This window comes from Bacillus sp. SSR7 (assembly GCF_055902415.1).
Genome location: NZ_JBVVXV010000012.1, coordinates 73,771 through 88,566 on the forward strand (window position 1 = coordinate 73,771; position 14,796 = coordinate 88,566).

13 protein-coding genes and 1 other annotated feature (1 of these 14 only partly in view) are annotated in these 14,796 nt (G+C 35.6%); of the genes, 4 read left to right on the forward strand and 9 right to left on the reverse strand.

Going from position 1 to position 14,796, the window contains the following annotated elements; genetic code table 11:
- Positions 1–42: 42 nt before the first annotated feature.
- Together AC0NJG_RS19640 and mecA are read right to left on the reverse strand one after the other, a co-directional pair.
- Entirely contained in the window at positions 43–1,587 is a 1,545-nt protein-coding gene (locus AC0NJG_RS19640; protein WP_000799204.1) for a cardiolipin synthase, read from the reverse strand.
- Positions 1,588–1,659: 72 nt separating this feature from the next.
- Positions 1,660–2,343, reverse strand: coding sequence for an adaptor protein MecA (gene mecA, locus AC0NJG_RS19645; RefSeq protein ID WP_000350710.1), 684 nt, complete (start codon positions 2,341–2,343; stop codon positions 1,660–1,662).
- 342 nt (positions 2,344–2,685) lie between these two features.
- Between mecA and AC0NJG_RS19650 the strand changes: the two genes are divergently transcribed.
- Complete coding sequence (locus AC0NJG_RS19650) at positions 2,686–3,360, forward strand: TerC family protein (protein WP_048553954.1); 675 nt, start codon at positions 2,686–2,688, stop codon at positions 3,358–3,360.
- A 49-nt stretch (positions 3,361–3,409) separates the two neighbouring features.
- Here AC0NJG_RS19650 and spx read toward each other — a convergent pair whose 3' ends face one another.
- A complete protein-coding gene (spx, locus tag AC0NJG_RS19655) occupies positions 3,410–3,805 on the reverse strand; it encodes a transcriptional regulator Spx (RefSeq protein ID WP_000258267.1) in 396 nt (131 codons plus the stop codon).
- A 592-nt stretch (positions 3,806–4,397) separates the two neighbouring features.
- Between spx and AC0NJG_RS19660 the strand changes: the two genes are divergently transcribed.
- On the forward strand, positions 4,398–4,601 hold the full coding sequence (locus AC0NJG_RS19660) for a hypothetical protein (protein ID WP_000559976.1): 204 nt from the start codon (positions 4,398–4,400) through the stop codon (positions 4,599–4,601).
- Between the two features lie 28 nt (positions 4,602–4,629).
- On the opposite strand, the gene AC0NJG_RS19665 is transcribed toward AC0NJG_RS19660, so the two are convergent.
- Positions 4,630–6,276 carry a peptide ABC transporter substrate-binding protein gene (locus AC0NJG_RS19665; RefSeq protein WP_474063321.1) on the reverse strand — a complete coding sequence of 549 codons (1,647 nt, stop codon included), beginning with the start codon at positions 6,274–6,276 and terminating at the stop codon, positions 4,630–4,632.
- A gap of 352 nt (positions 6,277–6,628) precedes the next feature.
- Here AC0NJG_RS19665 and AC0NJG_RS19670 point away from each other — a divergent pair, with 352 nt between their 5' ends.
- Complete coding sequence (locus AC0NJG_RS19670; protein ID WP_140421274.1) at positions 6,629–8,074, forward strand: MATE family efflux transporter; 1,446 nt, start codon at positions 6,629–6,631, stop codon at positions 8,072–8,074.
- A gap of 144 nt (positions 8,075–8,218) precedes the next feature.
- On the opposite strand, the gene AC0NJG_RS19675 is transcribed toward AC0NJG_RS19670, so the two are convergent.
- The 5 genes from AC0NJG_RS19675 to AC0NJG_RS19695 all read right to left on the reverse strand — a co-directional run bounded on the left by AC0NJG_RS19675 (position 8,219) and on the right by AC0NJG_RS19695 (position 13,910).
- Positions 8,219–9,154: an ABC transporter ATP-binding protein gene (locus tag AC0NJG_RS19675; protein ID WP_000166346.1), complete on the reverse strand. Its 936-nt coding sequence runs from the start codon at positions 9,152–9,154 to the stop codon at positions 8,219–8,221.
- The gene (locus AC0NJG_RS19680) at positions 9,147–10,190 is read right to left on the reverse strand and encodes an ABC transporter ATP-binding protein (RefSeq protein ID WP_000854346.1); all 1,044 of its coding nucleotides are present in this window, start codon (positions 10,188–10,190) and stop codon (positions 9,147–9,149) included. The genes AC0NJG_RS19675 and AC0NJG_RS19680 overlap by 8 nt, the downstream gene beginning before the upstream one ends.
- 18 nt (positions 10,191–10,208) lie before the next feature.
- Complete coding sequence (opp3C, locus tag AC0NJG_RS19685) at positions 10,209–11,225, reverse strand: oligopeptide ABC transporter permease (RefSeq protein ID WP_048553963.1); 1,017 nt, start codon at positions 11,223–11,225, stop codon at positions 10,209–10,211.
- On the reverse strand, positions 11,222–12,151 hold the full coding sequence (gene opp3b, locus AC0NJG_RS19690) for an oligopeptide ABC transporter permease (RefSeq protein ID WP_000534165.1): 930 nt from the start codon (positions 12,149–12,151) through the stop codon (positions 11,222–11,224). The genes opp3C and opp3b overlap by 4 nt, the downstream gene beginning before the upstream one ends.
- A 127-nt stretch (positions 12,152–12,278) precedes the next feature.
- Positions 12,279–13,910, reverse strand: a complete 1,632-nt coding sequence (locus AC0NJG_RS19695; protein WP_087994575.1) for a peptide ABC transporter substrate-binding protein — start codon at positions 13,908–13,910, stop codon at positions 12,279–12,281.
- A 319-nt stretch (positions 13,911–14,229) separates the two neighbouring features.
- Between AC0NJG_RS19695 and AC0NJG_RS19700 the strand changes: the two genes are divergently transcribed.
- On the forward strand, positions 14,230–14,610 hold the full coding sequence (locus AC0NJG_RS19700; protein WP_071727854.1) for a DUF3899 domain-containing protein: 381 nt from the start codon (positions 14,230–14,232) through the stop codon (positions 14,608–14,610).
- A gap of 106 nt (positions 14,611–14,716) precedes the next feature.
- Positions 14,717–14,796 (forward strand) — a binding site (T-box leader); it runs 137 nt beyond the window's last position.

Here is a 14,796-nt window from a genome sequence, read left to right on the forward strand (position 1 = left end):
ATTCCTTTAAAAAAGAGATGTCCCAATTTCGGACATCTCTTTTTATAATAATGGCGATAATAGCCGATACGTTGATTCAACAATTCGTCTATGCAGACGCCTTTTATGAAAACGATCGACGTGAATTTCACTGGATTCTTCTAAATCGTCTTTAAAATCTTGAACAAGCTTTCGAATGCTATCTGTATCATATAAAAAGGCATTTACTTCAAAGTTCAAATGAAAACTTCTCATATCCATATTAGCTGTCCCAATTGAAGCTAAATCAGAATCAACAATGACAACTTTACTATGGAGAAAACCTTTTTCGTATTCATAGATCTTTACCCCTGCATCTAAAAGCTCTGGGAAGTACGATCTTGATGCATAAAAGACAGTGCGCTTATCAGGCTTACTCGGCATTAACAAACGAACATCAATACCAGCAAGTGCCGCTACTTTTAATGCGGACAAAATATCATCATCCGGGATGAAATACGGCGTTGCAATCCAAATGGATTTCCGCGCAGAAGCAATCATAGCAAAATATAAATGTTTAATTGTTTCCCATTTATTATCCGGCCCACCTGCAACGAGCTGCACGCCTCCCCAATGCTCCCCCTCAACTGCTTTCGCTTGTAAATATTCAGGGGCTAGCACCGCCTCACCAGTCATATAAAACCAATCTTGAAGGAAAATAAGTTGCAAACTTTGCACAGCTTCACCACGCAAATATAAATGTGTGTCTCGCCAAAAGCCGAAGTACTTATCCTTCCCTAAATATTCATCACCAATATTTAATCCACCTACGAATCCTTCGTTTCCATCAATAATAACGATTTTTCGGTGGTTTCGATAATTAATCTTATCGTTTAAAATCGGAAAGCGCACAGGGAAGAACGGAATCATTTCGACACCCGCGTCGTTTAATTCTTCAATATATGATTTTGATAATTTAAAACTTCCAACCGCATCATATAAAAAACGTACGACTACGCCCTCTTTTGATTTTTGTATTAAAATATCTTTAATTTCTGTTCCAAGCTTATCATCACGCACAATGTAATATTCCATATGAATGTGATGTTTCGCTCGTTTTAATCCATCTAAAATGGCCTGAAACGTTTCATCTCCATTTGTTAATGTTCTCGTTTCAGTTTGAAATGAAATATTTAAAGCGCCTAAGCGATCCGCTAAACGAAATAACAGCTCTTGATGCTTATGATTGCGCAAAATCCGTTCTTCGTAATCTTCATGCCCCTTATATTGTAAAAACGCTTGTTCATCGAGCAAAGCCTTCTTTTGGAACATTCTCTTCCTCCGAAAGTTCTGTCCGAATAATAAATAAGCGAAGAATCCAAATACCGGAAAAATCCCTAACACAATGAGCCATGTAAGTGTTTTTGACGGATGACGGTTCTCTAAGAAAATAACGCAGCCAATTAAAAATGCAGATACCGTAAATAAAATACTAATAATACCTAAAATCGAAACATCTTTTATCCCAATTACATCCGAATAAAATGCTACATCAATAAACATACGTAATGACACAAATAATGCAAACAATAGTAATACAAAGAAAATCAACTTCAACGTATTTTTCATCTCTTACCTCCTTACTAAGAAAGCTTTCCTATTCTTCATATAAAAAGCCGATTTCATACTACAGAAATCGGCCTACGTTTTAGCAGGAAAATTATTGCGAATTGTTTCAAGCGCATGCTCTTTCACAATTTGTTTCCCATACTCACTTACACGATGAATTGTTAAAGTGGATTCTTCCCCGTATTCTAAAACAATGCTTAAAATACGATCAATTTCTTCTTCATCATGTAGCACTTCATCGAATTCCACATATACATAATAGCGGTCCTCAAATGAATACAGCTCATCTTTTATATCTTCAAAGATAAGACGGTGGCTTAATGAAATGACATCTTCAAAATCATTAAACTTAATTAAAAAACCAAACGTACCATCTTCGTTAAAGTTTGTACCTGCTTGTTCCTCTACCTCTTCCACTAATTCTTGCTGGAATAATGATTCAATACCTTCATCTAGAGGAATGTCTATAATTTTATCTACACCTATTGGTAGTTCTAACTTTTGTCCATCCTTTGAAAGTTCTGCTTTCGTTACAAGTACTTCAATCCCTTTATCGACTGCTTGCACTTGAATCCATAACGGCCCATCAATAAAGAAATCGTCATGATCACGAGCTTCGTCCATCATTTCCCAAAAGAGCTCTTCGCTTCTTTCGCGGTCATACCAAATTTCCTCACGATTAAAGCCTCTGTCCTCTATATCAATGTACGTAATAAAAAATTTCATCGTATGATCATTAATTCTTTCAATATCCAAAATACAACTCTCCCTTCCTGCTTAGAATTGTTATGAAGGGATTCCCCACTCATATGACAAATCAATAGATTCTTGTACTCTCATTTTATGATAAGATTCTCCAGAATGGAAATAAAATCGATTTATTTTACAAAAATAGTTATATACCTATCTTCATTCGATGTTATACACAAATATATCATTATGGCGATTTCTCACTTATAAAAAATTTGGACATACATTTCCATCTTCCCCCGTACACTGTACTAAAGTGAAACTTTTATTAGAGAAAATCCTTTAGTCTCTTTTTTCACCGCATACATATAGTTCGCTTATTAAAACATCATAAATGGAGGCAGACGAATGGACTTAGAGTTTTTAACATCTGTACTAATGATTGTCGGTATCGATGTTGTATTAGGTGGTGACAACGCAATTGTCATCGCACTAGCTAGCCGAAATTTACCTGAATCGAAACGAAATAAAGCTATTTTGATCGGTACTCTTTTAGCAATCGTACTAAGAATTATCCTTACTATACTAGCTGTCTATTTGCTCGACATTCCATTTCTGCAACTTATCGGGGGCATTTTACTTACATTAATTGCAGTAAATTTACTAACTGATAATAGCAACGATCTTTCTTCTATTCAAGGAAAAACAACTTTATTTCAAGCTGTGCGTACAATTGTATTCGCGGACCTTGTTATGGGATTTGACAACGTTATCGCCATTGCAGGGGCAGCTCACGGAAGATTTTTACTCGTAATAATCGGTTTACTCATTTCTATCCCGATTATTATTTGGGGCAGCAAACTCATTTTAATACTTATGGAACGCTTTCCATTCCTCATTTATTGCGGGGCAGCAATTCTCGCTTATACAGCAGGGAAAATGGTCACACATGAAGACAGACTGGCAACCTTTTTTCATAACAACCCAAGTTTCACTGCAGGCATTCCTTACTTATTTATTTTTACCATCTTATGCATCGGCTTTATCGTTCAACGAGTTCGATTACGAAATGTGAAACATTAAAAAAAACCTTCTACTATATAATAGGTAGAAGGTTTTCATATTATTATAATTAATTTACAAGACGCTGTGCTTCACGTAATTGGAACGTTCTTACTGTACGTGGTAAGAAACGGCGGATTTCGTCTTCATTGTAACCTACTTGAAGGCGTTTCTCGTCAATCATAATTGGACGACGTAAAATCCCTGGATAGTCACGAATCATCTTATATAAATCTTGAAGTGGTAAAGACTCTAAGTTTACATTTAATTCTTGGAAAACTTTCGAACGAGTAGAAATAATCTCATCCGTTCCGCTCTCTGTCATACGTAAAATCTCTTTAATTTCCTCAATCGTTAACGGATCTGAGAAAATATTACGTTCTGTATAAGGAATATGATTTTCCTCTAGCCATAATTTCGCCTTTCTACAAGACGTACAGCTTGGAGAACTATATAATGTTACCATACAAAGCTCACTCTCCTTAAAGAGTACAAATTCTGTACTAATTACAGTTTAAATTTCTTAATTCAGCAATTTTTCGCGATACCTTGTCTTAAAACAAAGTGCAAAAATTGCTTTTCATGTAAGCAACAACTTTTAGTAAACAACAATTACTTTTAATAAGTAACTTCTATAATCATTATACAATAGATTTTGCAAGAAATATACAGTAAATTTCCTTCTAATTGAGAAAACTCTTCCGTGTATTCCACTGCTATGTAACATAATCACACTTACTTCAGCTGTTCTTTAACAATAACCTTCAACCCTCTTAACACTTGCTTTTCATAGATTTTTCATATGATTTATAGTTATTTCCTCATAATCTTTTCTATGAAAAAGAGAACGTTTTCTTACCTTTTTTTGATAAATCAATTAAGAAATGTAAGACTATATAAGTGAGAATCAAAAGAACATTTGTTCTTATCTTAACAAACATTCTCATTCATGTCTATACGATTTCTAAAATATATTAAATATTTTTCTGACATTTCTTTCTTTTTTATCTTTTATCTCATACAATAAACATACAGACAGGCAAAGGGGGAATTTGCAAATGATTGCTTTTTTTATTGATTTTGTCACGGTTGCTGCCCTCATCATCGGAATAACAGCATTGATTGGTGTCATTACAAATAGCATTGGTGAAAAACTCTTTGGCGGAAAAGAAAAGATGAAGTTTGTTAATAAAAGTTTGGATGTACAATCCGGCTGGAACGAGGTTGGCGGGAAAGGTATTTATAAGAAACGTACGTATTAAAAAAAGCAGGTAATCACCTGCTTTTTTCTTATTTCTCTACTGACGCCCATTTAAAGCTTAAATCGCCGCCATATTTATGGTTGTACATATTTTTAATTGATTCTCTTTGTAAGTATGCTCTACCACGTTGATATACTGGAACAATCGCAGCGTCATCAAATAACATTTTTTCTGCTTCTAGTAAACTTTTCCAACGAGCATTTACATCGCTTCCATCTTTTTTCGCTTTCATGATGATCTCATCATATTTCGGATTAGAATATTTCATTTTATTTTGTGATCCATCCGTTACAAACATATCAAGATATGTAATTGGATCTGGGAAGTCTGCACTCCATCCAGAGAATGACATGACGAAATCGCCCGCATCTTCCAATTTTAGTTTTTGCGCGAATGGTTGTTGTTTAATTTTCACTGTTAAACCTGGTAAATTCTTTTCTAACTCACCTTTTAAATATTCCCCCGTTTTCTTCGATAATTCAACATCTTCGTTTAATAACTCTAATTCAATTTCATTTTTACCAAGCTCTTTTTTACCAGCTTCCCAATATTTCTTCGCTTCTTTCACGTTTGGTTTTACAATATCTCCATTTACAGCACGGAAGTCCTTTTTATCCGGTCCTTTAATGAAGTTATCAGGAATTAATCCTGTTGCTGGCTTAGAACCGTTATTTAATAATGTATCAACGAACGGTTTACGTTCAAAAGCAAGTGAAATTGCTTTACGAATATTTTTATTTGCTAACGCTGGATCTTTTTGATTTAAACGAAGGAAGAATACAGATGTATCTTCTACTGTTTGGAAATCTGGTTTTCCTTTATATTTATCGATGAACTCCGCTAATAACGTCGCTCGATCGACTGCGTTTGTTTCATATAAATTAATTGGTGTAGACGTATCTTTTACAATATTAAAGTTTACTTCCTCAATCTTCACTTCTTTATTGTCCCAATATGACGCGCTCTTTGTCATTTTAAAGCTACGTTCATGTTGCCAATCACTTAATGTAAATGGTCCGTTATAAAGTGTTGTATTCGCTTCCAAACCAAACTTCGTACCTTGCTCTTTCACGAACTTTTCATTCACAGGATAGAAGATTGGATATACCATTAAATCTACAAGATATGGAATGGAATTGTCTAATTCCACTTCTAATGTATAATCATCAATTGCTTTTACACCTAATTGATCTGGACTCATCTCTTTTTTATTGATTTTCTCAGCATTTTTTATATCATACATAATGTACGCTGATTTCGCAGCTGTATCTGGGTTAATTGCTCTTTGCCATGCGTATACAAAATCTTTCGCCGTCACAGGCTCACCATTTGACCATTTTGCGTCTTCACGTAATGTAAATGTATATTTTTTACCGTCTTCTGACTTTTTGAATTCCTTCGCTACACCTGGAACAAGCTTATCATCTTTTCCTAAACTGTATAAGCCTTCCATCGTATTAGTCATTACTCTTGAAGAAACTGCATCAGCTGATAACGCTGGATCCATCGTTGGAATTTCTTGCGTTTCAATTAAGTTAATAACTTGCTTAGTACCGCTTTTCCCGCTATCCCCTTTTGCGTTCGCTTGCGGTTCATCTTTTTGGTAGCTACATGCCCCTAACATCATGCTCATCGCTACTGTTGATACTACAAAAACTGGCATCTTTTTTTTCATATTTCCACCCTCCACAAAAATGTTAGCCCTTTCATTTTCAAACAAATAGAAATATATATATGTTCTAACAATTCATATTATACACACAAATATATTTTTTGTATATTTATATTTCTATTTTATTAAAATTTTCTGTTTAAAAATAAACCTTTGTAAACGTTTCATATTGCTGATTTCCCCTACTAAAGTGTTAGAAATAATAATTTTTATATTTTTCTAAATTATTAGAAAAAAATGAATTTTATATTCCATAATACTTTTTGCATAATTATCCTCCTCTTTTTATCATAAAATAGCACTTCCTTCATAATAAAGATATGTAGGTTAAAATGAGTGCAAAGGATAAGAAAGTATGTTACGATACACTTTGCTAAAAATAGATATCGATAAAGAGGGGACGGACATGGCAGCAATTCAGGCAAAAAACGGGCCTACTGAGAAATTAAGTTTATTCTTATTAACATGGCCTATTTTTCTAGAAGTTTTTCTATTTATGTTGATGGGGATCGCTGATACTTTCATGTTAAGTGCATTATCAGACGATGCTGTATCTGGGGTTGGTGCAGCGAATCAATATCTCCATATCGCTATTTTGGTACTAGAAGTCATCGGGAACGGCGCAGCTATCGTCGTATCTCAATACCTCGGTTCCAAACGTTTTATGGAAGCATCTAAAATATCAGCTTTAGCCGTCACATTAAATTTAGTGGTCGGACTCGTTATAAGCGCTGGTTTTCTTTTATTTTCAAAACATATGATGATGGCAATGAACTTACAAGGCGATGTACTTATGTATGCACAGAGCTATTTATCCATCGTCGGAGGAGCTATTTTCCTTCAAGCTATTATTAATTCATTAGCCGCAATTATCCGCGTACATGGCTTCACAAAGCAAGCGATGTTTATTTCACTTGGAATGAATATTATTCATATCGCTGGAAACTACGTACTCATTTTTGGGAAATTTGGTTTTCCGGAGCTTGGTGTACAAGGGGCTGCCATTTCTTCTGCTGTCAGCCGACTTATAGCGCTTATCGTTTTCTTCTGGTTACTGTACCGCGTTATGGAGTACCGTGTGAAATTACAATACTACTTCACCTTATCAAAAGAATATATCGGGAAAATTTTAAAAATCGGGATTCCATCTGCATTTGAGCAGGTTATGTATCAAGCTTGCCAAATTGTCTTCTTATACTATGCAACATACTTAGGAACGGAATCATTAGCGGCGAGACAATACGCTACAAACATTTCTATGTTCACTTATTTATTCGCGATTGCGATCGGTATGGGAACAGCCATTATTATCGGACGCCTCGTTGGCGGTGGTGAAAAAGACGAAGCGTATGAACGCGTATGGAAAAGTGTAAAGTGGGCAATTGGAGTCACTTTATGTATGGTCGCTCTTGTTATTACATTCCGTACACAATTAATGGGACTATTTACAGATAATCCGCACATTATTGCGTTAGGTGCAAGCGTTCTTTTACTAAGTGTACTACTTGAAACAGGGCGTACGATGAATATCGTCATCATCAATTCACTTCGCGCAGCTGGTGATGCAAAGTACCCAGTTTTAATCGGCGCATTCTCTATGGTGTTAATGAGTTTGCCACTCGGTTACTTTTTCGCCTTCCATTTAGATATGGGGCTCGTTGGTATTTGGCTAGCAATTGCTATTGATGAATGGACACGTGCCATTATTATGTTCTTCCGCTGGAAAAGTAGAGCGTGGGAGCGTTACGCACTTGTTAAACCTGAAGAACAAGAGGAGATTGTTTCTGTTCAGGTGCAATAATACTCGTTTAATTAAGGCGTAGCCTTTAGTAAAGGCAACTTATATCTGTGATTCTTTAAATATATCGACTTACCGAGAAATATTGACAATTCTTTTAAATAGTAAAAAAATCCATTCTTCTTTGATAGAAGAATGGATTTTTTATTATTGATAAATCTCTTTATATTTCTTATACTCCGCTTCAGAACATAGTACGAAATGTCCTGGGCGAATTTCACGCATTGTCGGTTCTTCACTACCATAATTATGTTGAGATGGATCGTATACGATACGTTTACGATTGCGCTCATAATCTGGATCTGGAAGTGGAATCGCTGATAATAGTGATTTCGTATATGGATGAATTGGATTCGCATATAACTCATCACTTGTTGTTAATTCAACGATTTGACCACGATACATTACGCCAATGCGGTCACTAATGTATTTTACCATTGATAAATCATGGGCAATGAATAAGTATGTTAAACCTTTTTCTTTTTGTAACTTTTTCAGTAAGTTTACAACTTGCGCCTGGATTGATACGTCAAGTGCTGAGATTGGCTCATCGGCAATGATAAATTCAGGTTCTACAGCAAGTGCACGAGCGATACCGATACGTTGACGTTGTCCACCTGAGAATTCATGCGGGAAACGGTTTGCGTGCTCTTTATTTAAACCAACTGTGTTTAATAATTCATGCACACGGTCCATACGCTCTTTTTTGTTTTTCGCTAATCCATGAATATCAATACCTTCTGCAATAATATCCCCTACTGTCATACGAGGGTTTAATGATGCATATGGATCTTGGAAAATCATTTGCATTTTACGGTTGAACTTCTTCAGCTCTGCGCGTGATTTTTTACCATGTACATTTTCACCGTCGAACAATACTTCACCAGCAGTTGCATCATATAAACGAATAATCGTTCTTCCAGTTGTTGATTTACCACAACCTGATTCTCCTACAAGACCAAATGTTTCTCCGCGGTAAATATCAAATGAAATATCATTAACCGCTTTGACAACACCACCACTCACGTCGAAGTGCTGCTTTACATTTTTTACTTCAATTAATTTCTCACGTTGTTTAGTCATGTTGTTCACCTGCTTTCATTTGAAGAATGCGTTTTTCAACGACTGCCGGCGGTTTTACTTCTGGAGCTTGCTCATGAAGTAACCAAGTTGCCGCATAGTGTGTATCACTTACTTTAAATAAAGGTGGGTCCATTTCAAAATCAATTTTCAGTGCCTGTGGGTTACGTGGTGCAAAAGCATCTCCCTTTGGCGGCTTCAATAAATCTGGAGGCGTTCCAGGAATTGCGTATAACTCTTCCTCTGAACCATCTAAACTTGGCATAGATGCGATTAAGCCCCAAGTATACGGATGTTTTGGATTGTAGAAAATTTCATCTACAGTTCCGATTTCAACAACTTTACCAGCGTACATAACTGCTACGCGGTCCGCAACGTTTGCCACTACACCTAAGTCATGCGTAATGAAAATGATTGCTGCTTCTGTTTTTTGCTGAATGTCTTTCATAAGCTCTAAAATTTGCGCCTGAATTGTAACGTCTAGCGCTGTTGTCGGCTCATCGGCAATCAATAATTTCGGGTTACAAGCTAACGCCATCGCAATAACTACACGCTGTCTCATACCACCAGAGAATTGGTGCGGATATTGCTTTAAACGAGCTTCTGGATTTGGAATACCTACAAGGTCGATTAATTCCAACGCAACTTTACGTGCATCTGCTTTACTCATCCCTTGGTGTTTAATAAGACCTTCCATAATTTGATTTCCAATTGTCATCGTTGGGTTTAATGATGTCATTGGATCTTGGAAAATCATCGCAATATCTTTACCACGTACTTGCTGCATTTCTTTTTCTGTTAATTTCGTTAAGTCACGACCTTCAAATACGATTTCACCATTTTTAATACGTCCAGGAGGATTCGGAATTAATCCCATTAACGCTTTAGAAGTAACTGATTTCCCAGAACCAGATTCTCCTACAATCGCTAATGTTTCTCCTTTTTTCAAATCAAAAGTAACGCCGCGTACAGCTTGTACTTCACCTGCATGTGTATCAAAGGAGACTTGTAAATCTTTTACCTCTAACAATGTTTTCATCTTTACCTCTCCCCTCTTTTACTTACGCATTTTTGGATCTAACGCATCGCGTAATCCGTCTGCCATTAAGTTAAACGCTAAAATTAATATACTGATGACAACCGCAGGGATGAACATCATATGCGGATACGTTTGAATTGATTTATAACCGTCATTTACAAGAGAACCAAGTGACGCGAATGGCGGCTGAATACCTAAACCGATGAAGCTTAAGAACGCCTCACCAAACACCGCTGTTGGAATTGTAAACATTGTCATTACGATAATTGGTCCCATTACGTTCGGGATTAAGTGCTTTACAATTAATTGTGTATTTGTTGCACCTAATGTACGAGATGCTAATACGTATTCTTGATTTTTTAATTTTAGGATTTGTCCACGAACGATACGCGACATCCCTATCCAACCTGTAATTGCCATTGCGAGTGTAATTGACCATATACCAGATCCCATAATGATTACCATTAAAATAACGATAATTAAGTATGGAATACCGTTAATAATCTCCATAATACGTTGCATAATGTTATCTACTCTACCGCCATAGAACGCTGAAATACCTCCGTATGCAACCCCAATTACTAAGTCAATTGCTGCTGCTAAAAGAGCGATATATAATGATACACGCGTACCTTCCCATGTTCTTGTCCATAAATCGCGGCCAAGATCATCTGTACCAAACCAGAAATACTCTTTAATATCACGTTTTTCATATTGGTCAACACCGTATTGATCTGTACCGTCAAATGGTAGCCAATGAACATTTTCAATAACAGGAATTTTCGGTGGTAATTTCGCACGTCCTAAATCTTGCTCTTTATATGAGTGCTTACTTACCATCGGTCCGAAAATCGCTAGTAAGATAATAAGCGTTAATAAAACGAAACCGAACATCGCTCCTTTATGTTGGAACAAACGTCTTCTTACATCTTGCCAAAACGTTAAGCTTGGACGGGCAATGACTTCATTATCCACATTATTTTGATTGGCTTGTTGAAATAAGTCTGGAGATAATTTTTGTACATCTTTCATCATTTTTTCCCTCCCGCTAAACGAATTCGAGGATCAATAATTCCGTATAAAATATCGACAATGAAAATAACTAAGATGAAGATTGCACTATAGAAAATTGTAGTTCCCATAATAACTGTATAGTCATTCACTGTAATCGATTTAACGAACTGTTCCCCTAGTCCTGGTACAGCATAAATTTGCTCAATAACTAATGTACCTGTAATTAACCCTGCAACCATTGGTCCTAAAATTGTTACAACTGGAATTAATGCGTTACGAAGTGCGTGTTTAATAATGATAACGCCTTGGCTAATTCCTTTCGCTTTCGCTGTTAAAATGTAGTCAGCTTGCATAACTTCAATTAACTCTGCACGAGCGAAACGTGCGATTGTTGCGATAACTGCCATCGATAAAGCAATTGTAGGCATTACTGTAAACTCTGGTCCTTTCCAGAATGCTACTGGGAACCATCCAAGTTTTACCCCTACGAAATATTGTAGTAATGCGGCGAATACGAATGATGGTACCGACATCCCGAGTACGGAAATAATTGTCGCCCCATAATCGACCCACGTATTATTACGAAGTGCCGCAACGATTCCTAAAATTAAACCGATAAATGTACCTAATATAATCGCTTGTAAACCAAGTTGTGCTGATGGTCCAATGCGATCCACAATCATGTCTGTTACTGGACGGTTATCATATTGGAATGATACCCCTAAATCACCTTTTGCTAAGTTACCTAAGTAACGTGCATATTGAACTGGTACTGGATCATTTAAGCCATATTTTTCAAGAATGATTTCTTTTTGTGCCGGTGATAACTTCTCCTGGTTTTTAAGCGGAGAACCCGGAAGTAATTTCATTAAAAAGAAAGTCAGTGTAGTAATTAAAAATAATGTCAAAGCCATGTACACGAAACGTTTTAATACATAACGTCCCATAGTCAAGCACCTCCCCGTTTTTCTCAAAAGCAATAAGATAGTTTTAAATATTCTTACTTTTATTTTTTTAAAATAAGAGTACATGCCCATCATAGGCATATACCCTTATTCATGATGGAAACCATTTTTAGTTTTTGAGTTCAACCCACTTATAGCTAAATTCCCCGCCATATTTATGTTCTAATAGGCCAGTAATTGAGCCACGTTGTAAATAAGCTTTTCCTGGTTGATATACTGGAGCAATTGCTGCATCTTCAAGCAGTTGTTTTTCTGCTTGTAATAATGCCTCCCAACGAGCTTGTACATCAACTTCTGTTTTTGCTTTTTTAATTAAATCATCATACGCTGGGTTTGCGTAATGTACTTTGTTTTGCGCATTACCTGTCGTATACATTTCAAGGAATGACATTGGGTCCATATAATCTGGACTCCATCCCGCATATGACATTGCATAATCTCCACTCGCTTCAAGTTTTAATTTTTGTGCAAATGGCTGCATTTTTGTTGGAACTGTTAAACCTGGTAAGTTCTTTTCAAATTGGCCTTTTAAATACTCTCCGATTTTTTTAGCATCATCAGTATCAAAGTTTAATAGCTCTAACTCTACTTTTTCTACACCAAGTTCTTTCTTACCAGCTTCCCAGTATTTTTGTGCTTCTTTCATATCCTCTTTTATAAGCTTTCCGTTTTCTTCACGGAAGTCTTTCCCATTCGGACCTTTTGCTAAGCCTTTCGGAACAAAACCATATATCCCCTCTGAACCATCGTTTAAAATCACTTTTCCGATGTTTTCACGTTCAAAGGACATTGCAATTGCTTTTCGGATATTTTTATTTGCTAAAAATTTATTCTTTTCATTTAAACGAATAAATTGTGTAGATGGTCTCTTAATCGTTTTAAAGTCAGCATCTGATTTGTATTTATCTACAAACTCTGATGTTAAGACTACACGATCAATTGCTTTCGTTTCATATAAATTTATAGCAGTTGAACGATCCTTAACAATATTGAAGTTTATTTCCTCAAGTTTTACTTCTTTATTTTCCCAATACGTTGGATTCTTCTTAAGTTGGAAACTTTGTTCATGCTTCCATTCATTTAATACGAATGGACCATTATAAAGTGTCGTATTGGATTCTAATCCAAATTTTGCTCCTTGTTCTGTTACAAACTTCTCATTCAAAGGATACAATGTTGGATAGACTGTTAAACTTACAAAATAAGGAACAGGGTTATCTAATTCCACTTCAAGTGTATGATCATCAATTGCCTTTACACCAAGTTCTTCAACTGGTAACTCTTTTTTGTTAACTTTCTCCGCATTTTTAACATCAAATAGTATGTAAGCAAACTTGGCACCCGTGTTTGAATCTACAGCTCTTCGCCAAGAATAAACGAAGTCCTTCGCTGTTACAGGTTCACCATTAGACCATTTCGCATCTTCCCGTAACTTAAACACATACTTTTTGCCATCCTCTGATTTCTCATAAGATTTAGCGACACCCGGAACAAGTTTATCATCTTTCCCCAGACGATATAACCCTTCCATTGTGTTATTCATGATGTTAGAAGATGCTGCATCCGTTGATAACGTCGTATCCATAGTTGGAATTTCAGCTGTCTCAGTTAAATTTAACACTTGCTTGTTTGAGGATTTTTCTTTTGCGCCTGCTTTATTATCCTCTTTTTGGTAACTACAAGCTCCTAACATACTGACAGTCAACGTCGATGCAAGTAATAACGGTATCTTTTTCTTCATGTTGTGTTGCCTCCCCTAATTGCACTTCCTGTACCCTCACTTGTAAAAAAGTAGAATTGAAAGAATAATCTCCAAGTTTCTACAATTTTCATTATACATATAATACAACAATTGTGAATATAGTTTTTTGTTTTTTTGTTAAAATTTTTAATAAAATGTTTATATTTTTATTTTTTTGTAAAGGGATACGTTAACATTGCTACCATCATCTTGCAATCAGACCTTTAATTGCGTATAATTTTCAAAAAATTAGTTCTAGTACATATTATAGCTTTTATAGTATAATAATTCTAGTAATATTTTGACGGAGGGGAACATTTTGAATAAAGTTTTTTTTCATACTTGTATACTAATTTTCATAGCGATAATCGCTTCTAGTATTGGCGCATTCCTCGTTTCATCGCATTTTTTGTTGAATTTTGTCAACATCTCGTTTTATATTGCACTATTTTTTATTCTTATAGGCGGTTTTTTATTCATATTTCAAAATGGATTTTTTAACGTAACAATTTACGCCTTCCAAAGAGTATTTGGTACGAACAAAAAAATTGACTCTTTAATTGAAGAAGTAGAGGAACCTGTCGATAAGAAAGAACGTATTTATAAAACATATTCATTCAAATGGACGTATCCAATTTGCATTACAGGTATCGTTCTTGGATTGTTCTCGACCTTCATTAGCTTTACTATTTTGATGTAGTTTGCAAACACTATCCCATATGATATAATAATCAGCAAAACATTTTGTTATAAAACTTTAGTTCTTTCATATTTAAAAGAGCTCAGGTAACAATAAATAAATTTATATGTATGCGATGATAAAGAAGAGTACATATTGAGGCAATTTCAGAGAGCTTGTGGCTGGTGTGAACAAGTAATTGTACAG

Bases quoted from the DNA above. Each gene is read 5' to 3' on its own strand.
- opp3b (WP_000534165.1), bottom strand. From the start codon at position 12,151: ATGGGACGTTATGTATTAAAACGTTTCGTGTACATGGCTTTGACATTA.
- spx (WP_000258267.1), bottom strand. From the start codon at position 3,805: ATGGTAACATTATATAGTTCTCCAAGCTGTACGTCTTGTAGAAAGGCG.
- AC0NJG_RS19640 (WP_000799204.1), bottom strand. From the start codon at position 1,587: ATGAAAAATACGTTGAAGTTGATTTTCTTTGTATTACTATTGTTTGCA.
- AC0NJG_RS19665 (WP_474063321.1), bottom strand. From the start codon at position 6,276: ATGAAAAAAAAGATGCCAGTTTTTGTAGTATCAACAGTAGCGATGAGC.
- AC0NJG_RS19675 (WP_000166346.1), bottom strand. From the start codon at position 9,154: ATGACTAAACAACGTGAGAAATTAATTGAAGTAAAAAATGTAAAGCAG.
- AC0NJG_RS19680 (WP_000854346.1), bottom strand. From the start codon at position 10,190: ATGAAAACATTGTTAGAGGTAAAAGATTTACAAGTCTCCTTTGATACA.
- AC0NJG_RS19650 (WP_048553954.1), top strand. From the start codon at position 2,686: ATGGACTTAGAGTTTTTAACATCTGTACTAATGATTGTCGGTATCGAT.
- AC0NJG_RS19670 (WP_140421274.1), top strand. From the start codon at position 6,629: ATGTTACGATACACTTTGCTAAAAATAGATATCGATAAAGAGGGGACG.
- AC0NJG_RS19660 (WP_000559976.1), top strand. From the start codon at position 4,398: ATGATTGCTTTTTTTATTGATTTTGTCACGGTTGCTGCCCTCATCATC.
- opp3C (WP_048553963.1), bottom strand. From the start codon at position 11,225: ATGATGAAAGATGTACAAAAATTATCTCCAGACTTATTTCAACAAGCC.
- AC0NJG_RS19695 (WP_087994575.1), bottom strand. From the start codon at position 13,910: ATGAAGAAAAAGATACCGTTATTACTTGCATCGACGTTGACTGTCAGT.